The sequence below is a fragment of the Halorubrum sp. Eb13 genome, assembly GCF_002252895.1.
Taxonomy (GTDB): domain Archaea; phylum Halobacteriota; class Halobacteria; order Halobacteriales; family Haloferacaceae; genus Halorubrum.
This window is the reverse complement of record NZ_NHPE01000031.1, coordinates 13,063-31,742: the sequence shown is the minus strand read 5'-3', so window position 1 is coordinate 31,742 and position 18,680 is coordinate 13,063. Positions and strand designations below refer to the sequence as shown.

The following is an 18,680-nucleotide window of genomic DNA, read 5'->3' as shown; positions in this document are numbered from 1 at the left end:
CGGCGGGCACTCACTCATCGCTCGGCTGTCGGACGGTGAGGACGGGCACGTCCGAGGTTCGGACGACCCGCTCGGTGACGCTGCCGAGGAGATACCGGTCGAGCCCCTTCCGGCCGTGCGTCCCCATCACGATCATGTCGATGTCGTTCTCGTCCACGTAGTTCCGGATCGAGCGGTACGCGGTCCCCGTCGTGACGACCGTCTCGCAGCTCACGCCCGCGCTCTTGGCCGCGTCCGCGACCCGCTGCGTGGCCTCCTCTCCCTCGGACTCGAGCGCGTCGACCACGATCTCGGCGCCCGCTTCGAGCGTCGCGTACGCCGCGCCGTCGACGACGTACAGCGCGTGGAGCGTGGCGTCGTACTGCTCGGCGAGGTCGATCGCATGTTCGATCGCGGCGTCCGACGCGGGGCTACCGTCCGTCGGGACGAGGATATGCGAGTACATCTCGCGAGAAGATACGCTCGGTACCGATTAAAAACCCGATCACGAGCGGCGCACCGCGGGAAGACCGCACGTCTGCGCCGCGTTTTCCGCCGCGACGAGGGCCCGTCGCCGGCGCCGCGTTTCCGGCCGCGACACGGCTGGCTCGCCTCCGCACGCGTCGCCGCTAGCGGAAGCCCATCGCTTCGATCTGCTCTTGATACCGGTTGCGGATGGTGACCTCCGTCACCTGCGCGACGTCGGCGACCTCGCGCTGGGTCTTCTTCTCGTTACACAGCAGCGAGGCCGCGTAGATCGCCGCGGCCGCGAATCCGGTCGGGGACTTCCCGGAGAGGAGCCCCTGCTCGGCGGAGACGTCGATGATCTCCGTCGCCTTCGACTGGACCTCCTCGCTCAGCTCCAGCGACGACGCGAAGCGGGGAACGAACTGCTTCGGGTCGACGGGCTTCAGTTCCAATCCGAGCTCCTGGGAGATGTAGCGGTACGTCCGACCGATCTCCTTCTGCGGAACGCGCGAGACGTCGGCGACCTCGTCGAGCGATCGGGGGATGCCCTCCTGCCGGCAGGCGGCGTAGAGCGCGGCGGTGGAGACGCCCTCGATCGACCGGCCGCGGATGAGGTCCTCGTTGAGCGCGCGTCGATAGATGACCGAGGCGACCTCGCGTACCGACCGCGGCACGCCGAGCGCGCTCGCCATGCGGTCGATCTCGGAGAGCGCGAACTGGAGGTTGCGCTCGCCGGCGTCCTTCGTGCGGATCCGCTCTTGCCACTTGCGCAGCCGGTGCATCTGCGATCGCTTCTCGGAGGAGAGCGACCGTCCGTACGCGTCCTTGTCCTTCCAGTCGATCGTCGTCGTCAGCCCCTTGTCGTGCATCGTCTCGGTGATGGGGGCGCCGACGCGCGACTTCGACTGCCGCTCCGAGTGGTTGAACGCCCGCCACTCCGGCCCGCGGTCGATGTTCCGCTCGTCCAAGACCAGCCCGCAGTCCTCACACACGAGCTCTTGGTCGGCGTCCGTGACTATTTCTTCCGAATCACACTCCGGGCAGGAGACCGTCTCCGTCTCGTCCGACTCTCGCTCGGTGTTCCGCTCCTGTTGACGCTGGCGGCTCGGACGTTCCATTATAAGGTTTCTGGTTATTGTCCTATTTAAACCTTTGTCCCGGATCCGCACGCGTCGCCGGTCGGTTCCGGTTCCTCTCATCTGGTGTGAATGAGTCCGTTGGCGCTTCAAACGCCAGTTACTGACGATCCAGTGCCGAGGATCCCGACTCGCCGACCGTCGGCGCTACCGGTCATCGAACACGAAACGTGACCGCCGAGCGCGGTCATATTAGCGCCGCGACGATCGGCGCTATAATTACTATCAGACATTCACAAAGACTTTTGTATAACTACAACATATGGGCTTCCATGAGCACGACGCAGTCCGACGGGATCGAGGGGACGCTCCGCGGCTGTCGACCCGCGGAGATCGACCCCATCGTCATCGACGCCGACGACCTCGACAGCACCGCGCCCGAACACCTCCGCGAGCTCAAGGCCGAGCTCTCAGCCCGCGGCTACCAGCCGGCGACGCTGTCGGTCGAGGCCTGCTTCGACTGCGAGGACACGCTCTCGACGCAACGGGAGGCCGACCGGCTCCGCGAGTTCGTCCGCGCCGCGTCGTTCCTCGGCGCCGGACGGATCGAGGTCCGGCTGGGGGAGGTGTCCGACCCCGACGCCGCGGAGCCGGCGCTGTCGGCGCTGGCCGAGCGCGCCGACCGCGAAGGGGTCGAACTCGTCCGGACCGCCGCGGCCTGACGGATGGCGTCGAAGCGCTCGCTCGCGACGAAGCTCGGCGTCGTCGCCGGGTTCGAAGAGCCGCGCGTCGCGCTCGAACAGTACCCCACGCCGCCGGACCTGGCCGCGCACGTCGTCCACCTCGCGGACCTCCACGGCGACGTCGACGGTCGCACCGTCCTCGATCTCGGCACCGGGACGGGGATGCTCGCGCTCGCGGCCGCCCTCCGCGGCCCCGCCCGCGTCCTCGGCGTCGAACTCGACCGCGACGCGCTGCTCACCGCGACCGGCAATCAGCGCCGGGTGGCCGCGAGCGCCCCGGTCCACTGGATCCAGGCCGACGCGACGCGGCTCCCGCTGACCGTGCCCGATCCGGTGACGGTCGTGATGAACCCCCCGTTCGGCGCCCGAGACGGGAACCGCAACGCCGACCGCGGTTTTCTGGCGACGGCGAGCCGCGTCGCGACCGTCTCCTACTCGGTCCACAACGCGGGCAGCCGGGAGTTCGTCGAGGCGTTCGCGGCCGACGAGGGCGGCGAGGTGACCCACGCGTTCGCCGCCGACTTCGCGATCGACGCGCAGTTCGACCATCACAGCGACGAGTCGCGCGATATCGACGCCGAGGTGTACCGGATCGAGTGGGCGTGAGCCCGTCGGGTTCCCCGCCCCGATACCCCCTCACTGCCGCCCTCGGTCCGACCGAGCGTTACTGCCGCCCCTCGTACCGCTCCCGCGTCGCGATCCGCACCCGCGTCTCCCCGCGCTCCGCGAACACCGCGTCCTCCTCGCGCACGAACGCGACCCCCTGGAGCGTGACCGTTTCGTTCGCCGCGGGGAGCGCCGCCCGCTCGGTCTCGCCCCCGTGGGCGACGCGCAGTTCGAATCCCCCCTCGACGGCCGCGACGGTGACGTTGCGCCCGTCGATCCGCGGCTCCGCCCGCGCCGGTTCGCTCGTGAACAGCGTCGAGCGCGTCTCGTTCCGGACCGCGTCGACCCGGTAGGCCGGGCCGCCGTTCGCCGCCACCCACCCCACTCGTTGGACCCAGACGGTCTCGCGCCACCCGGTCCCGCCCACGTCGACGGCGCGGTACCCCCAGAAGGCGAGGTTCCCCCGCGAGACCGCGGTCGTCCAGATCTCCCGGTCCGCGTTCTTCACGATGACCCCCGAGGTGTTGACGCTCGTCGACCGACCGAACGCCTCGACGTCGACGACGCCCACCACCTCGTCCTCCACGTTCTCGGCGTAGGTCACCTGGTACCCCTCGACCTCGATCGGATCGCCAGGAAGGTCGCCGTCGTCGACGGCGACGAGGTTCGGGACCACTCCCGGTCCGGCGACGACCGCCAGCGCCGACGCGAGCAGGAGGAGTCCGATCGCGGCCGGCGTGGCGGACCGGACCGCCCCTCGGATCGTGTCGGGTTCCGGCACGGCCGCGTCCGGACGCAGCGGCTCGTCTCGCCCCGCGACCGCGAGGGCGACGATCGCCGCGAGGGCCGCGAGCAGCCCGAATCCCAGCGCCCGGTACAACTCGTACCGCTCGTTCCCGAGGTACCAGTACACCGCCCAGAGCCGACGGGATGCGCCGAAGAGGAGCACCGCGCCGAACGCGGCGAGCGCGGTCGTCCCAGAGCCGCCGCTCGACGCCGTCACCGCCTGACCGCCCTCCGCGCCGTCCGAGCGGGCTTCGCGCTCGCGGCGCCGCCGGACGAGCCACACCGCGGCGAAGATCCCGGCGATGAGCCCGAGGGTGTGGCCCTGGATGGCGACGTTCGCCCACCCCGGCGGCCCGTAGGAGCCGCTCGCTCCGGCGGTGACGACCGGGTCCCGAAGGGCCCGGTAGGCGACGTTCACGAGCGTCGCCCCCGCGAGCGCCGCGATCGTCCCGACGGGATAGAAGACGAGCGCGAACCCCCACAGCGCGAAGACGACCACCGAGAACCCGATCACCGGCCCCAGCGCGAACAGCGCGCTGGCGACCCCGAAAAGCGCGATTGCGCCCGGCACGACGACGAACGCCCGAACGGAGGGACGCTCCGCGAGCGGATCGGTGTCCGGGCGCGACGCGCTCATCGAGAGCGACGCGAGCGTCGAAAGTCCGACGGCGCCGAGGCCGAACCCGGTAGCGCCCTCGGAACGGACCCGGCGCAGCGACTCTCGCGACGGGAGGGACTCCCGGCTCGGCAGCGCCGACCGCAGCGTGCCCGTCTCCTCATCGACCTCGCGTCCGCCCGGAAAGTGCCCGTAGGCGTACTCGGCGATTCCGCCGGCGACCAGCGCCGACAGGAGGTTCCCCGTGATGTGCCCGCGGTTGGCGTGCGCGAAGCTCGACCAGAGGAGCCCCTCCGGGTAGAAGTACGACCACGAGCGGAACGGGATCACGACCGGGCGGTCGGGGTTCTCCAGCCCGCTCTGGACGAAGAGGTACACCCCGATCACGCCGGCGACGGCGACCAGCGTCCCCCACGGCACGCCGAGCAGGAAGCGCGAGCGGAGCGCGCGGGTCCACGATCCGGCCGGCCGGTCGGTCGTATAAACGACCGCGACCGCCACGGCAACGAGCCCGCCGCCGACAGCGAGGTGGGCAGCGTCGGACGTCAGCGCCTCCGCGACCATGTGGGAAAGGGAGCGGTCGACCGCTTATGAATCCGCGGGTCGGTCGACCGGGAGGTGGCACCGGGCGGTCAGATCTTGTTCTCGGCGTCGTCCGCCAGCTCCTTCATCCGCTTGCCGACGCGGCCGGCGGGGGAGAACTCGTCCTCGCTCATCGCGTTCGCCAGGGCGTTGCCGAGCACGAACACGGCGTGTTTGTGCTCGCTCTTCGATTTGTGGACGTGCGAGGGGTCGACCTCCAGCTCGTCGTACGGGTCGAACAGCGAGCCGTCGACGGTCTCGTTCGCGCGGAAGTGCTCCATGATCGTCACCATCTGTTCGTGGAGTTCGAGGAGCTCGTCTTTGTGCATACCAGAGATACGAGTCGTAGACAATTTAAGCGTTGTTGAGGGGAATACGCACGGCTCGCGGGGGGGTACCGGACGCGAACGTACAGCCGGGGAGAGATCGCGGGGACGGTCCCGCTTCAGAACACGTACTCGTCTTCGTGGCCCATCATGCCCTCGTCCTCGAACCCGCCGGAGTCGTCCTCGTCTCTCGGTCCGCTCGTCTTGTACGCCTTTATCCCCGTCGACAGGAGCTCTTCCACCGCCTCCTCTCGGTTGAGGAACTCCCCCTGCTCGACCATCTGGGCGATCTGCATCTCCAGATGCTCCGGCACGGTTATCTCTACTCGTGGCATTTCCTGCCCGGGAGTAATGGGAATGGGTATATAAATGTGGCGTCGACGGTACGGGTATGAGAAATCTCACGACGGCATTCTCGAAACTTCAGTTCGAAATATCTAAATTCTAGATCCGTTATACGAAACTTCTAATCGATGGGCGACACGTTCGACGCGCCTGCGTCCTCGCCGCCCGATCGGCGGTCTGCCGGCCTCGCGAACGACAGCCGTTTGAGCCCGCGAGTCAGGGCGACGCCCCCCGCCGTCGGCGTCGTTTTCCGGGGTGTGACTGGGGTCGACCCGGGTTCTGCAACCGACGCGGAGCGATACGCATAGGTGGGCGCGACGCCTACGCCGGCGTATGAGTGGATCCGGCGGCACGGACGCCGCGACCGAGGCCGACGGCGACGTTCAGGACCTCACGGGGCTCTACCGCGAGTACGGCGACGACCGACTCCCTCCGGGCCAGCGCGAGACCGACCGCTTCCCGGTGCTCTCGAAGAGCGGAACGCCCTCGTGGGACCCCGAGACGTTCGCCTTCGAGGTGTGGGGCGCCGTCGACGACCCCCTCGATCTCTCGCTGTCCGAGTTCCGCGACCTCCCGGCCGTCACCCAGCGACAGGACTTCCACTGCGTGACGGGGTGGAGTAAGTTCGACTGCGCGTTCACCGGCGTCGAGTTCGCCGAAATCGTCGACCACGCCGGGGTCCGCGACGACGTCGAACACGTCCTCTTCCACGCGCTCGACGGCTACACCACGAACCTCTCGCTCGACGAGTGCGCTCGAGACGGCGTCCTGTTCGCGTACGGCTACGACGGCGACGACCTCCCGGCCGACCACGGGGGACCGATCAGGGTCGTCACCCCCCACAAGTACGCGTACAAGGGCGCCAAATGGGTCTCGGGAGTGGAGTTCCTCACGGAGAAGGAGCTCGGCTACTGGGAGAAGCGCGGCTACAGCGACACCGCCGACCCGTGGAACGAAGAGCGGTACAGCTGACGGCGGCGAGCGCTTTCGCGCCGTAGGCGTTAGAGCGAGCGACCGCGCGCCCGTCGCCCGCGCCGACCCCCGGGATAGTCAGGATAAAGGGCCCGCAGTGCCGACCGTTACTTAATGGAACGGGCGCGTTCGACCTCGGCTCCGCCCCTCGTCAGCCGCACGACCGCGGTCGACGCGCCCCCGTTCGCGGCCGCCTTCGACGCCCTCTCGACGCCGCGGACGACGTGGAGCGCGCCGGACGACGCCCTCGTCCTCGGGAGCGGGGCAGCCGCGACCCTCACCGCGAGCGGCCCGGAGCGGTTCGCCGAGATCCGGAGCGCCGCCGCCGACCTGTTCGACTCCGGCGACGTCCACGCCGGGACCGAGGCCGCTCGACCCCGGATCTTCGGCGGATTCGCCTTCCACGAGGGAGCCTGCGGCGGCGACACGTGGGGGCCGTTCCCGGAGGCGCGCTTTGCGCTCCCGCGCGTCCAGCTCACGTTCGCGGACAACGGCACTTGGCTCACGGTGAACGCTGTCGGCCCGGAGACCGACGTCGACGCCGTCGAGCACCGGCTGGCGGACGAGGTCGAACGCCTCGCCGCGGTCGACGGCGACGCGGCCGATCCGCCGCGCCCAGGTATCGCGGAGACCCGTCGGACCACGAGCCGCGAGGCGTGGCGCGAGAGCGTCGACGCCGCGGTCGACCGCATCCGCGGCGGCGACTTACGGAAGGTCGTCCTGGCGCAGGCGCTGGAGGCGGACTTGGCGGCCGAATTCCCGCGAGCGGCGACGCTGAAACGGCTCGCGGAGAAGTACCCCGACTGTCACCGGTACTACTTCGAGCCGGACGAGGAGGAGAGCGCCTTCTTCGGCGCAACTCCGGAGCGGCTGGTCTCGCTTCGCGGGCGGACCGTCGAGACCGACGCGCTCGCGGGGACGACGGGGCGAGGCGAGACGCCGGCGGAGGACGAGTGGCTCGCGCGGGAGCTGCTCGATGACGACAAAAACGTCCACGAGCACGAACTCGTCGCGGACACAGTCCGCGAGCAGCTGGAGCCGTTCGCGGCGTCGGTCTCCGCCGGCGAGCGTCGCGTCCGCCGGCTCGCGACGGTCCAGCACCTCCACACGCCGATCACGGCCGAACTCAGCGACGACCGCCACGTGCTCGACCTCGTGGAGGCGCTCCACCCGACCCCCGCCGTCGGCGGGCTCCCGCCCGACCGCGCCCTGGAGACGATCCACGAGACGGAGCCGTTCGACCGCGGCTGGTACGCGGCGCCGGTGGGCTGGATCGACGCCGCCGGCAACGGCGCCTTCGCGGTCGCGATCCGCTCGGCGGTCGCGGCGCCCCGGCGNNCGCCGGGGTCGGCCTCGTCGCCGACTCCGATCCCGACCGCGAGTGGGACGAGATCCAGCTCAAGTACCGCCCGATCCTCGACGAGTTGGAGGCGGGAGACGGGTCGCCCGGCGCGGACGACGACTGAGTCGAGGGGCGCCCCGCTCGGCGCGGGCGTCGACGAAATCGAGAGACCGCCCGACCGGAGCCGCCGGCGCCCCGGTCGAGAACCGCGCGCGCCGCCTACTGGAACATCTTCAGCGGCTCGGCCTGCGAGCTCTCCTCGGTGGCCTGCTGCATCCGCTCGGCGAACGCCCGCTTCGCCTCGCGGATCTCGGTCGCCTGGTCGACGAGCCCCTCGGTGGGCGTCTCCGTCTCCGCGATCGGGTCGATGCCGTTCCGGATGAGGATCCGCGCGGCCTCGGGGTCGGGAAACTGCGGGTCCGACTCGACGACGAGCCCGACGGCGTCGCGGTCGCGCTCCAGCGCCTCCGCGAGCATCGCGCCCGTCGGCCCGGAGATCAGCCCGGCCTCCGGCGGGTCCTCGACGTCGGCGCGCTCGAGCCGATCGCCGCCGTCGCCGGTCGCCACGCCGTAGATCGACGGCGGCGCCTCCCCCTTCTCGCGGCCGCGTCCGGAGAGGAAGATCGGGAACGTCACCGTCTCCGCGAACCAGTTCTCCAGGCAGCCGGCGACCTCGGTCGCGGCGCCGGGATTCACGGGCACGTCGCTCCGGAGCGCGACGAGGTTGCTCTCCGGGTCGGCGTACAGCCGCACGGGAGTCGTCAGCGCCCGTTCGTCCTCGCGGTAGACGGCCACCCGCGGGAGCCCGTCGCAGTGGACGTTCGCGTAGTGGACCATCTCGTGTTCTTCGATCATGTGGTCCGTCGCGATCTTTCCGACGAGTCCGACGCCCGGGAACCCCTCCACCAGCGTCGGCTCGTCCAGCGAGACGTCCTCGTCGAGGACGGAGATGCGTGCCATGCGTTCGCCTACTCCGGGCAGGGACCTAAAACGTAGGGCGCGCGGGGCGTGCGACTGCGTGGCCTCGCGCGCGTCCCGAAACCGACTAACGGGCCGCCGCGAAAGAGGTGGCATGAATCCGTTAGAGCGGTACGAGCCGCTCGTCGACGACGCGTCGGCGTTCCGCGCGGCCTGCGACCGGCCGCTGCCCTCCGTCGTCCGCGTGAACGAGATGGCGACCTCGCCCGATCGGGTCCGCGAGGCGTTCGACGAAGCGGGCGTCGCGTACGAGCCCGTGGCGTGGCACGACGGCCTGCTCCGGCTTCCGGACGGGAACCCCGGCGGGAACTGGCCGTACGTCCACGGCTGGACCCACGGGCAAGAGGAGGTGTCGGTGCTCCCGGGGCTCGCGCTCGACCCGCGGCCGGGCGAGCGCGTCTGGGACGCCTGCGCGGCCCCCGGTAGCAAGACGACGCAGATCGCCGACGCGATGGACGACGAGGGCACGCTCGTCGCCAACGACAACAACCTCGGTCGGCTCTCCGCGCTCCGGCACAACGCGGAGCGCCTCGGGATCACGAACGCGATCGTCACGAATCAAGACGCCCGGAACTTCTCGACGAAGCCGCTCGCGTTCGACGAGTTCGATCGGGCCCTCGTCGACGCCCCCTGCTCCTGCGAGGGCACCTGCCGCAAGAACCCGGACGTCGTCGACCAGTGGACGCTCGACCACGTCCACGCCGTCGCGGGGATCCAGAAGGGGGTCTTGGCCCGGGCCGTGCAGGCGACCCGCCCCGGCGGGACCGTCGTCTACTCCACCTGCACGTTCGCGCCCGAGGAGAACGAGGCGGTGCTCGACCACGTCATCTCGAACGAGGACTGCGAGGTCGTCGAGTTCGACCTCCCGCTCGACGCGGTCCCCGGCGTCACCGAGTGGGAGGGCGAGACGTTCGACGAGTCGGTGACGCGCGCGCACCGCGTCTACCCCCATCACAACGACACGGGCGGGTTCTTCTGCGCGAAGCTTCGTGTGGGCGGGGATGACGAGGCGGGCGCGGGCGACGGGGAGGTGGCGGCGTGAGCGACGGCCCCGGATCCGTCGACGACGCGGACGGAGACGCCCCGACTAACGACGGCCAGCGCTTCGACCGCCTCCCGGAGACCCCCGACGACCGCGAGGTCGACGGGCGCGCGAGCCGGCGTGAGGTGCTCGACTGGTGGGACGAGCGGTTCGGGGTCGACCCGAGCGTCTTCGAGGGGTACAGCTTCTGGGAGAAGGGCGCGGGGAAGGTCTGGATCTTCAACGGCGAGGCGACCGACCCCAGCGAGGTGGAGGCGATCGGGATGACCTTCCTCCGGACGCGACAGGAGCACTGGAAGCCCACCGGGCGCGCGGCCACCCGGTTCGGCCGCCACGCGACGCGGAACGTCGTCGAACTGGGCCCCGAGCAGGCCGCCCGGTTCGCCGCCGGCGACGATCAGGACCTCCCGGAGTGGGACGGCGACTGGGGGTATCTGATCGCGACCCACGAGATAGCCGGCGGGTCGGCGCCGATCGGGGTTGGACTGTACCTCTACGACGAGCTGCGCTCCGTGGTACCCAAGGGGAGCCGCGCGGACCTGCCCGTCGTGGAGTGAGGGGTCCCCGTCGCGGAGTGAGGGGTCCGCGTCGGATTCGATAAAAACCGCCCGTCGGAGCGGGGCCCGCTGGCGGCGCTCCACCGCGTCGAACGCCTCAGATCGACGTGTCCTTCGGCGGCTTGGTGGCGAGGTTGGTGATCCCGTACGTGGCCATCAGGATCAGGCCGAGCAGGATCGTGTACGACCGCACGCTGAGACTGATCAGCGTCTCGTGGACGACCTGCCCTTCGCCCGACACCGGGTGCGGGGCTCCCGCGATTATCTCGAGCAGCCCCATCCCGACCGTCCCGATCAGGAGCAGCGCTGCGCCGCCGTACAGTCCGACTCGTTCCACTGTGGTGAGTTCGCTCATTGTTGTCTCCGTGTTAGCCGATCAAGTACCGCATCCGCGGGTGGTTCCTGACGAACTCCGTCTTCGCGAGGTACGCGTCGACGCCGAGCACGCGGCCGGCGCCGAGCGTGGCGATCATCGCGAAGATCAGCAGCCCCAGGAGGTCGCCGGTGATCACGCCGTGGGCCCAGCCGCCGGTCTCGCCGTTGATGAAGTAAAAGAACGTCATCAGGAACGCGCCGAAGAACGCGGCCAGCCGCGTCAGCGCGCCGACGATTAAGCCGAGCCCGATCAGCGTCTGCCCGAGCGGGACCATGACGTTGACGAACGACAGCATGATTCCGTCGGAGAACAGCGTGACAATCGGAGCGAGGCTGGTCCCCGCCGCGGCGCCGCCCACGAACCAACTCGCGTCGAACGGCCAGGCTAAGAACTTGTCGAGCCCCGCGTGGAGGAACCACCAGCCGACGATCAGCCGCATCACGACGAGCCAGTAGGCGAACCGTGACTCCTCGACCGGGAACGATACGTCTCTACCGAGCAGCCGCGTCTGGATGTTGGTGACCATAGCGTGCTCCAACCGGACAATTACCTTACCGAAATATATAAAATCAGTCTCATTTTCAGCCCAGAGTAATCCGCGATCGGCGCTTTACCTAAAATTCAGGCGCTAATGCCCCGTCCTCAGGGAGCAACGCAGGGAGCGAAGCGACCGAGTAGCGCAGTAGGGCGGGGATACAGCGTCCCCAGAAATCGCAGATTTCTGGTGTGCGAACGAATCGCTCCGCGATTCGTCCACGCCGTCATCGTCTCACAGACACTCTGCAACGACCGGTCCACAGGCCCACCAAAGTGTTTATACGTCCCGATAATGTATCTACATCGTACATGGAACAGTTCACAATCAACGGCCACGAAGTCGTGGACGGCGACGTGAAAGCCACCGGCAACGGCGCTCACGTCTACGTCCCGAAACGATGGCGTGGCGCGGACGTGAAAATCGTCCGTACATCCGACCCTACCGACGAATAGATGAACTACAACTACAGGTATCGGCTGAACCCGTTCGACGACCTCCGCGGGCGGTTAGCGTGGACTGTCGATACCTGTAGGCAGGTCTACAACCATTTCCTCCACCGACTCAACCGACGCGACGATACGTCCTCGTACTCCGAGCAGAAGCGTCTGCCGGACTTGAAAGACTGGTGGACCGACCTACGAGACGTTCACTCGAAGGCGTTACAGAAAGTCGTCCAGCGGTTGTACGACAACCTCTCGACGCTCAAAGGCCGGAAGAAAAACGGCTACAACGTCGGTGAGTTGAAGTGGAAAGCACCGGGAGAGTACCAATCGTTCACCTACAGTCAATCCGGCTTCAAACTCAAAAACACGAGTGGTCGGACGCGACTGTGGCTCTCAAAGATTGGTGACATTCCCATCACATTCCACCGTGACCTGCCTGACGATGCCACTATCAAGACCGTCACGATCAAACGCGAACCCACCGGCAAGTGGTACGCCATCCTCGGCGTCGAAACCCCTGACGACCCTCCCGAGAAGCCCGACGAAGTGACTGACGCAGTTGGCATCGACGTGGGTATCCTGAAATACGTCCACGACAGCGACGGAATCGCCGTCGAGTCGCCGGACCTTTCCGATGAACGCGAGCGATTGGAACGCGCTCAACGTAACCTCTCGCGGAAGAAACACGGCTCGAACAATTGGGAGGAACAACGCAAGACGGTCGCTCGACGCCACGCCGAGCTGAAACGCAAGCGACGTGACTTCTTGCACAAACTCTCGGGGTACTACGCCAGCGAATACGACCTTGTAGCGGTCGAGGACTTGGACGCGAAGGGACTGGTCGAACTACCGGGCAACTCTCGGAATCGGGCCGGAGCCTCGTGGGGGACGTTCCTGCGGATGCTCGAATACAAGTGCGAACGGGAAGGGACGCAGTTCGTCGCCGTGGACCCCCGAGGAACGACGAAAGAGTGTGCGTCGTGTGGTGTCGAGACGGACAAGCCGTTGTGGGTACGCGAGCATTCGTGTCCGTCGTGTGGATTCGCGGCGGACAGAGACGCGAATGCGTCGTGGAACATTCTTTCTCTCGGTCTCGAACAAATAGGGGCGGGCTGTCCCGAATCAACGCCTGTGGAGACTGCGCTCCCTACGGACACCGATTCGGTGTCTGCAAAGCGCGTCATGGAAGCAGGAAGCCCCACCCTCAAGGAGCGAACCGCGTCAGCGGTGAGCGAGTAGGGTGGGGAGGAAGTCACTCCTTTCTCCGGACCGTTCCGCCGCCGAGTCCCTCCCACTCGACTCGGTACCCGAGCGCGGAGAGGGTCGCGCTCGCGTCGTCGATACCGTACCCGTCGAACACCGTCTCCGCCTCCGCCAGCGGGACCCCGTCCGCCACCTCGTCGCCGATCCGCTCCAGGACCGCCGGCCTGACCAGCGTCCGCCCCACGAGCTCGTGCTCCGGGAACGGGCCGTCCTCCACCGCCGCCACGCTCACCCCGTATCGGTCGGCGAGGTCGGTCAGCGTGAGCACGTCGTCCTCGGGCTCGAACGAGTCCGGGAGATCGGCCGCCGCGTCCGCGACGAACTCGGCCTCGTACTCGCGGAGCACGTCGACGACCTCCTTCACGCGGACGGTGCCGGAGTAGGTCACGACGCGGTGGTCGCGCGCCGCGACCGCCTCGCCGACGCCGAGGCTCTCGTCGACCGCGACCAGCAGGTCCACGTCCTCGACGTCTGCGAGCTGGCCGAGCTTCTTCTCGACGTACTCGGGGGTCCAGAAGCCCATCACCTCGAAGAACAGCCGGAAGTCGGCGTGATCGTAGTCGAACGCGAAGTCGGGGATCATCACGCGCGTCCCCGTTTCGAGCGGTTCCGGCTCCCGCACGAGCGACCAGTCGAGGTCGAGCCCGCGGAACCGCCCGGCGAAGTCGGCCTCGACCCCGCTGTCGAACGACGGCTCCGCGACCGGCTCGACGCCCGGCACCGTCACGTCGCCGTCGGAGAGGCGCATGGTGCGCTCGCGGCCGCGGTCGTCGATCGTCGCCTCCAGCGACCACTCCGCGGACTCCGCGACGGTCCGGAGGAGCCGCGCGAAGGCGGTCCCGTATCGCCGGGTGCGCGAAAAGAGGGTGTCGGGGCCGGTGACGACGAGCTCCCGCCCCTCGGGCGTCTTCTCCAGCTCGTACATCAGCCGGAGCCGCTTCACCGCCGAGACGAGCCGCTTCGGGTCGTTCGACCGGATCCGGACCTCGGTCGCGTCGAAGAGGGCGGTCTGCGCCAGCGAGAGGTCGTACTGCTCCAACAGGGAGTCCGGCCCCCACCGCACGTCGGCGTCGACGAGGACCTCGTTGACGTCGCGGTCGGCGTAGAGCGACACCTCCACGTCGCCCGGCTCGATCCCCAGCGCGTCGGCGGCTCGGTCGACCGCGGTCTCCCGCTCCGCCTCGCTCGCGACGCCGACCGCCTCCGCCGCCTCGAACGCGGCCCGCCGGACGCGGCGCGGCGGGACCGGCGCCCGCGTCTCGAAGTCGCACTCGCGCTCGATCAGGGCCGCGAGCCCGCGGACGAGCTTGAAGTCGCCGCCGGAGTCGCCGGCGTCGGCCTCCAGCGCCGCCAGCGCGTCGTCGAGGTCGCCGCGGCGCTCCCCGACGTGGGACTCGAACGTCCCGAGCACCCGGGCCGCGAGCGGGCGGTGCTCGCGACCCGTAAAGCGCGGGCGGTATCCACCGCCGGCCCGCGAGACGCGCAGGAGGTCCTTGCGTAACACGGCGGCGGCTACGCCCGGGTCGGCCTAAAACCGGCCGGTTCCCGCGGTGCGACACGCTTAACTCCGAAACCCGTCGATCGGAGCGTAATGAGTACCGACGCGGCGAGTGACGCGGACGCCGGCGGCGAGGGGGGTGACGACGGAGGCGGGAACTCCGACGGCGACGAGCCAGAGGCGTTCGTCCGCACCTGCGAACACCTCGTCGACCGGATCCTCGCGGGCGAGATCGACCGCGACGACCTCGAGTCCGCCAAGCTCGACGCCTGCTCGAAGTTCTCGTCCCCGAAGGTCCCGAAGAACACCGACATATTGGACCACGCGCCCTTCGAGGCGCGCGACGACGTGATCGAGGTGGTCCAGCGGAAGCCGGTCCGGACCGCGTCCGGCGTCTCGCCGGTCGCCATCATGACCTCGCCGAAGCTCTGTCCGCACGGGAAGTGCCTCTACTGCCCCGGCGGACCGGCCTCGGAGTTCTCCTCGGCGCAGTCGTACACGGGTCACGAGCCCGCCGCGGCCCGCGGAGAGCAGAATGATTACGACCCGTACGGGCAGGTCACGCTCCGGCTCGAACAGCTCCGGAAGATCGGTCACCCGGTCGACAAGGTGGAGCTCATCCTGATGGGCGGGACGATGACCGCGCGCTCGCACGACTACCAGGAGTGGTTCGTGAAGCGCGCCCTGCAGGCGATGAACGACTACGACCTGGACGAGGAGCCGGAGCCGGCCGAGGGCGAGTCGTTCGCGCCCGCTCCCGAGGAGACCGAGTTCGAGTACCTCGAAGACGTGATCGCGGAGAACGAGACGAACGCGATCCGCAACATCGGGACGACGTTCGAGACGAAGCCCGACTGGTGCGACCCCGAGCAGATCGACCGGATGCTCGACCTGGGCGGCACCAAAGTCGAGGTCGGCGTCCAGACCACCTACGAGCGGATCAACCGCGAGATGCACCGCGGGCACGGAAACGAGGCCTCCCGCAACGCGAACCGTCGCCTGCGCGACGCGGCGTTCAAGGTGGGGTTCCACATGATGCCCGGACAGCCGGGGATGACGCGGGAGATGTGTATCGAGGACTTCCGACAGATCTTCGAGAACCCGGACTGGCGCCCCGACTACCTGAAAATCTACCCGACGCTCGTCGTCGAGGGGACGCGGGTGTACGACCGGTGGCGCCGCGAGGAGTTCGACCCCCTCACGAACGAGGAGGCGGCCGACGTCGTCGCCGAGGCGATGGACCACGTCCCGAAGTACACCCGGCTCCAGCGCGTCCAGCGCGACATCCCCGCCGACTTCATCGAGGGCGGCGTCTGGAAGTCGAACCTCCGACAGCTGGCCGATCAGCGCGCCGAGGAGAAGGGGATCGTCCAGCGCGACATCCGCGCCCGCGAGGTCGGTCACAACGACGCCGACCCGGACCCCGACGACGTCGAACTCGACGTGATGACGTACGAGGCCGGCGGCGGGACGGAACACTTCATCTCCTTCGAGGACCCCGTCCGCGACCTGCTCGTCGGGTTCTGCCGCCTGCGGTTCCCCTCGTTCGCGCCCGACCAGCCCGGCGCGCCCGGCACCGAGGACGACGCGATCCGCCGGGAGCTGGAGGACGCGGCGCTGATCCGCGAGCTCCACGTGTACGGCACCGAGGTCGCCATCGGCGGCGACGGCGACTGGCAACACAAGGGGTACGGCACCAGGCTCCTCGAACGCGCCGAGGAGCTCGCCCGCGACGCCGGCTACCGCAAGATGGCCGTCATCTCCGGAATCGGCGCCCGGGAGTACTACCGGGACAAGCTCGGCTACCACCAGGACGGGCCGTACGTGTCGAAGCGGCTGTGAGGCCGACTCGGTCGGACTCGCTCGCCCGACCGCACCCACAACGACACGCCTTTTTCCGGCCCGCGAGTCTCTGTCGTGTATGGACCAGAAGCGGGAGCTGTCGAGCATCGACCTCGCGGCCCTCGTCACCGAGCTCAATCGGTACGAGGGCGCGAAGGTCGACAAGGCGTACCTCTACGACGACGACCTGCTCCGGCTGAAGCTCCGCGACTTCGACCGCGGCCGCGTCGAGCTGATGATCGAGGTGGGCGACGTGAAGCGCGCCCACGTCGCGGACGCGGAGCACGTCGCCGACGCCCCCGGTCGCCCGCCGAACTTCGCGAAGATGCTGCGTAACCGCATGTCTGGCGCCGATTTCGCGGGCGTCGAGCAGTACGAGTTCGACCGGATCCTCACCTTCGAGTTCGAGCGCGAGGACGAGAACACGACGCTCGTCGCAGAGCTGTTCGGCCAGGGCAACGTCGCCGCCCTCGACGAGACCGGCGAGGTCGTCGGCTCGCTGTCGACGGTCCGGCTCAAGTCCCGGACGGTCGCGCCCGGCTCGCAGTACGAGTACCCCGCGTCGCGGCTCAACCCCCTCGACGTGAGCCTCGGCGGGTTTAAAAGGAACATGCGCGAGTCCGACAGCGACGTGGTGCGGACCCTCGCCACGCAGCTCAACCTCGGCGGGCTATACGCCGAGGAGGTGTGCACGCGCGCGGGCGTCGAGAAGGAGACGCCCATCGACGAGGCGACCGACGACCAGCTCCGCGCGCTCCACGAGGCGCTCGAACGGATCGGCGACCGGCTCCGCTCCGGCGACGTCGACCCGCGCGTGTACGAGGAGGAGCTGTCCGAAAGCGAGGCGGACGACCGCGACCCCCGCGTCGTCGACGTCACGCCGTTCCCCCTCTCGGAGCACGAGGGGCTCCCGAGCGTCGGCTTCGACTCGTTCAACGCCGCCGTCGACGAGTACTTCTACCGGCTCGACCGCGACGACACCGGCGAGGGCGAGGCCCCGGCGGACGCGAAGGCCTCCCGGCCCGACTTCGAGGAGGAGATCGCCAAACAGGAGCGGATCATCGAACAGCAGGAGGGGGCGATCGAGGGGTTCGAGGAGCAGGCCGAGGCGGAGCGCGAGCGCGCCGAACTCCTGTACGCGAACTACGACCTCGTCGACGAGGTGCTCTCGACGGTTCAGGAGGCTCGCGAGAGCGAGGTCCCGTGGGACGAGATCGCCGAGACGCTCGACGCGGGCGCGGAGCGCGGGATCCCGGCGGCCGAGGCCGTGGTCGACGTCGACGGCGGCGAGGGGACCGTGACGGTCGAGCTCGAGGCCGGGAGCGACGACGGCGAGGGCGTCGACGCGGTCCGAGTCGAACTCGACGCGAGCGCCGGCGTCGAGGTCAACGCCGACCGGCTCTACCAGGAGGCGAAGCGGATCGAGGGGAAGAAGGAGGGCGCGATGGAGGCGATCGAGTCGACGCGCCGCGAGCTGGAGGCCGTCAAGGAGCGCAAGGCGGAGTGGGAGGCGGAGCAGGCGGCGGACGACGGGGACGGCGGAAGCGACGGCGACGAGGGAGACGACGACGAGGCGTACGAGACCGACTGGCTCTCACGCGCCTCTATCCCGATCCGGAGCCCCGACGACTGGTACGACCGCTTCCGGTGGTTCCACACCTCGACCGGCTACCTCGTCATCGGCGGGCGCAACGCCGACCAGAACGAGGAGCTCGTCAAGAAGTACATGGGCAAACACGACCGGTTCTTCCACACGCAGGCGCACGGCGGGCCCGTGACCCTGCTGAAGGCCGCGGGGCCCTCCGAGTCCGCGGACCCGGTCGACTTCTCCGAGGAGACGCTGCGGGAGGTCGCGCAGTTCGCCGTCTCGTACTCCTCGGACTGGAAGGACGGTCGCGGCGCGGGCGACGCGTACATGGTCGAGCCGGATCAGGTATCGAAGACCCCAGAGAGCGGCGAGTACATCGAGAAGGGGAGCTTCGTGATCCGCGGCGACCGGACCTACTTCGAGGACGTCCCCTGCCGGATCGCCGTCGGCGTTCAGTGCGAGCCCGTCACGCAGGCTATCGGCGGGCCGCCGTCGGCGATCGTCGACCGCGCGGCGACGAGCGTCACGCTGGAGCCGGGGATGTACGCCCAGAACGACGCCGCGATGATGGTGTACCGCGAGCTGAAGGGGCGGTTCGCGGACCAATCGTTCGTTCGCAAGGTGGCGAGCGCGGACCAGCTTCAGGAGTTCCTCCCGCCGGGCGGCTCCGACATCGTCGACTAGGCGGACCGGAGCGCGATCCTTTCAAGCCTC

Annotated in this window: 18 protein-coding genes and 1 pseudogene; 10 read left to right on the top strand and 9 right to left on the bottom strand. The window is 68.9% G+C overall.

The annotated features are described in order from the left end of the window. Positions 1-10: 10 nt before the first annotated feature. Positions 11-445: a universal stress protein gene (locus DJ75_RS03055; protein WP_094522415.1), complete on the bottom strand. Its 435-nt coding sequence runs from the start codon at positions 443-445 to the stop codon at positions 11-13. A gap of 163 nt (positions 446-608) precedes the next feature. Continuing rightward, complete coding sequence (locus DJ75_RS03050; RefSeq protein WP_094522413.1) at positions 609-1,565, bottom strand: transcription initiation factor IIB family protein; 957 nt, start codon at positions 1,563-1,565, stop codon at positions 609-611. A gap of 290 nt (positions 1,566-1,855) precedes the next feature. On the opposite strand from DJ75_RS03050, the gene DJ75_RS03045 reads away from it, so the two are divergent. Both DJ75_RS03045 and DJ75_RS03040 read left to right on the top strand, forming a co-directional pair. Beyond that, a complete protein-coding gene (locus DJ75_RS03045; protein WP_094522411.1) occupies positions 1,856-2,245 on the top strand; it encodes a hypothetical protein in 390 nt (129 codons plus the stop codon). 3 nt (positions 2,246-2,248) lie between these two features. Further along, on the top strand, positions 2,249-2,872 hold the full coding sequence (locus tag DJ75_RS03040; RefSeq protein ID WP_094522409.1) for an METTL5 family protein: 624 nt from the start codon (positions 2,249-2,251) through the stop codon (positions 2,870-2,872). A gap of 58 nt (positions 2,873-2,930) precedes the next feature. Here DJ75_RS03040 and DJ75_RS03035 read toward each other — a convergent pair whose 3' ends face one another. From DJ75_RS03035 to DJ75_RS03025, 3 genes are all read right to left on the bottom strand, one after another. After that, complete coding sequence (locus DJ75_RS03035) at positions 2,931-4,838, bottom strand: rhomboid family protein (protein WP_094522407.1); 1,908 nt, start codon at positions 4,836-4,838, stop codon at positions 2,931-2,933. 68 nt (positions 4,839-4,906) lie between these two features. Continuing rightward, the gene (locus DJ75_RS03030) at positions 4,907-5,185 is read right to left on the bottom strand and encodes a UPF0058 family protein (RefSeq protein WP_094522405.1); all 279 of its coding nucleotides are present in this window, start codon (positions 5,183-5,185) and stop codon (positions 4,907-4,909) included. A gap of 116 nt (positions 5,186-5,301) precedes the next feature. Continuing rightward, on the bottom strand, positions 5,302-5,517 hold the full coding sequence (locus DJ75_RS03025; RefSeq protein ID WP_094522403.1) for a cell surface protein: 216 nt from the start codon (positions 5,515-5,517) through the stop codon (positions 5,302-5,304). 343 nt (positions 5,518-5,860) lie between these two features. On the opposite strand from DJ75_RS03025, the gene DJ75_RS03020 reads away from it, so the two are divergent. Then, positions 5,861-6,499: a sulfite oxidase-like oxidoreductase gene (locus tag DJ75_RS03020; protein ID WP_094522401.1), complete on the top strand. Its 639-nt coding sequence runs from the start codon at positions 5,861-5,863 to the stop codon at positions 6,497-6,499. Positions 6,500-6,613: 114 nt separating this feature from the next. Further along, positions 6,614-7,965 (top strand): annotated as a pseudogene (locus tag DJ75_RS03015) (isochorismate synthase MenF). A 95-nt stretch (positions 7,966-8,060) separates the two neighbouring features. On the opposite strand, the gene DJ75_RS03010 reads toward DJ75_RS03015, so the two are convergent. Next, positions 8,061-8,801, bottom strand: a complete 741-nt coding sequence (locus DJ75_RS03010; protein ID WP_094522399.1) for a proteasome assembly chaperone family protein — start codon at positions 8,799-8,801, stop codon at positions 8,061-8,063. 112 nt (positions 8,802-8,913) lie between these two features. Between DJ75_RS03010 and DJ75_RS03005 the strand changes: the two genes are divergently transcribed. Next, entirely contained in the window at positions 8,914-9,861 is a 948-nt protein-coding gene (locus DJ75_RS03005; RefSeq protein WP_094522397.1) for an RsmB/NOP family class I SAM-dependent RNA methyltransferase, read from the top strand. Further along, positions 9,858-10,418, top strand: coding sequence for a hypothetical protein (locus tag DJ75_RS03000; RefSeq protein ID WP_094522395.1), 561 nt, complete (start codon positions 9,858-9,860; stop codon positions 10,416-10,418). Before DJ75_RS03005 ends, DJ75_RS03000 begins: the two co-directional genes overlap by 4 nt. 97 nt (positions 10,419-10,515) lie before the next feature. On the opposite strand, the gene DJ75_RS02995 is transcribed toward DJ75_RS03000, so the two are convergent. Beyond that, complete coding sequence (locus DJ75_RS02995; RefSeq protein ID WP_241881481.1) at positions 10,516-10,773, bottom strand: hypothetical protein; 258 nt, start codon at positions 10,771-10,773, stop codon at positions 10,516-10,518. 13 nt (positions 10,774-10,786) lie between these two features. Beyond that, positions 10,787-11,320, bottom strand: coding sequence for a DoxX family protein (locus DJ75_RS02990; protein ID WP_094522393.1), 534 nt, complete (start codon positions 11,318-11,320; stop codon positions 10,787-10,789). 320 nt (positions 11,321-11,640) lie between these two features. Between DJ75_RS02990 and DJ75_RS18030 the strand changes: the two genes are divergently transcribed. Further along, complete coding sequence (locus tag DJ75_RS18030; protein ID WP_137695475.1) at positions 11,641-11,784, top strand: DUF2080 family transposase-associated protein; 144 nt, start codon at positions 11,641-11,643, stop codon at positions 11,782-11,784. Continuing rightward, positions 11,785-13,014, top strand: a complete 1,230-nt coding sequence (locus tag DJ75_RS02985) for an RNA-guided endonuclease TnpB family protein (protein ID WP_094522391.1) — start codon at positions 11,785-11,787, stop codon at positions 13,012-13,014. A 13-nt stretch (positions 13,015-13,027) separates the two neighbouring features. Here DJ75_RS02985 and DJ75_RS02980 read toward each other — a convergent pair whose 3' ends face one another. Further along, on the bottom strand, positions 13,028-14,542 hold the full coding sequence (locus DJ75_RS02980; RefSeq protein ID WP_094522389.1) for a DUF790 family protein: 1,515 nt from the start codon (positions 14,540-14,542) through the stop codon (positions 13,028-13,030). A gap of 87 nt (positions 14,543-14,629) precedes the next feature. On the opposite strand from DJ75_RS02980, the gene DJ75_RS02975 reads away from it, so the two are divergent. Both DJ75_RS02975 and rqcH read left to right on the top strand, forming a co-directional pair. Beyond that, positions 14,630-16,378, top strand: a complete 1,749-nt coding sequence (locus DJ75_RS02975; protein ID WP_094522387.1) for a tRNA uridine(34) 5-carboxymethylaminomethyl modification radical SAM/GNAT enzyme Elp3 — start codon at positions 14,630-14,632, stop codon at positions 16,376-16,378. A 79-nt stretch (positions 16,379-16,457) separates the two neighbouring features. Beyond that, positions 16,458-18,650 carry a ribosome rescue protein RqcH gene (rqcH, locus tag DJ75_RS02970; protein WP_094522385.1) on the top strand — a complete coding sequence of 731 codons (2,193 nt, stop codon included), beginning with the start codon at positions 16,458-16,460 and terminating at the stop codon, positions 18,648-18,650. Positions 18,651-18,680: the final 30 nt, after the last annotated feature.

Coding starts and splice junctions, on each gene's coding strand:
- DJ75_RS03035 (WP_094522407.1), bottom strand. CDS start 4,838: ATGGTCGCGGAGGCGCTGACGTCCGACGCTGCCCACCTCGCTGTCGGC.
- DJ75_RS03040 (WP_094522409.1), top strand. CDS start 2,249: ATGGCGTCGAAGCGCTCGCTCGCGACGAAGCTCGGCGTCGTCGCCGGG.
- DJ75_RS02995 (WP_241881481.1), bottom strand. CDS start 10,773: ATGAGCGAACTCACCACAGTGGAACGAGTCGGACTGTACGGCGGCGCA.
- DJ75_RS02990 (WP_094522393.1), bottom strand. CDS start 11,320: ATGGTCACCAACATCCAGACGCGGCTGCTCGGTAGAGACGTATCGTTC.
- DJ75_RS02985 (WP_094522391.1), top strand. CDS start 11,785: ATGAACTACAACTACAGGTATCGGCTGAACCCGTTCGACGACCTCCGC.
- DJ75_RS03025 (WP_094522403.1), bottom strand. CDS start 5,517: ATGCCACGAGTAGAGATAACCGTGCCGGAGCATCTGGAGATGCAGATC.
- DJ75_RS03010 (WP_094522399.1), bottom strand. CDS start 8,801: ATGGCACGCATCTCCGTCCTCGACGAGGACGTCTCGCTGGACGAGCCG.
- DJ75_RS03045 (WP_094522411.1), top strand. CDS start 1,856: ATGAGCACGACGCAGTCCGACGGGATCGAGGGGACGCTCCGCGGCTGT.
- DJ75_RS03005 (WP_094522397.1), top strand. CDS start 8,914: ATGAATCCGTTAGAGCGGTACGAGCCGCTCGTCGACGACGCGTCGGCG.
- DJ75_RS18030 (WP_137695475.1), top strand. CDS start 11,641: ATGGAACAGTTCACAATCAACGGCCACGAAGTCGTGGACGGCGACGTG.
- DJ75_RS03020 (WP_094522401.1), top strand. CDS start 5,861: ATGAGTGGATCCGGCGGCACGGACGCCGCGACCGAGGCCGACGGCGAC.
- DJ75_RS03050 (WP_094522413.1), bottom strand. CDS start 1,565: ATGGAACGTCCGAGCCGCCAGCGTCAACAGGAGCGGAACACCGAGCGA.
- DJ75_RS02975 (WP_094522387.1), top strand. CDS start 14,630: ATGAGTACCGACGCGGCGAGTGACGCGGACGCCGGCGGCGAGGGGGGT.
- rqcH (WP_094522385.1), top strand. CDS start 16,458: ATGGACCAGAAGCGGGAGCTGTCGAGCATCGACCTCGCGGCCCTCGTC.
- DJ75_RS03055 (WP_094522415.1), bottom strand. CDS start 445: ATGTACTCGCATATCCTCGTCCCGACGGACGGTAGCCCCGCGTCGGAC.
- DJ75_RS03030 (WP_094522405.1), bottom strand. CDS start 5,185: ATGCACAAAGACGAGCTCCTCGAACTCCACGAACAGATGGTGACGATC.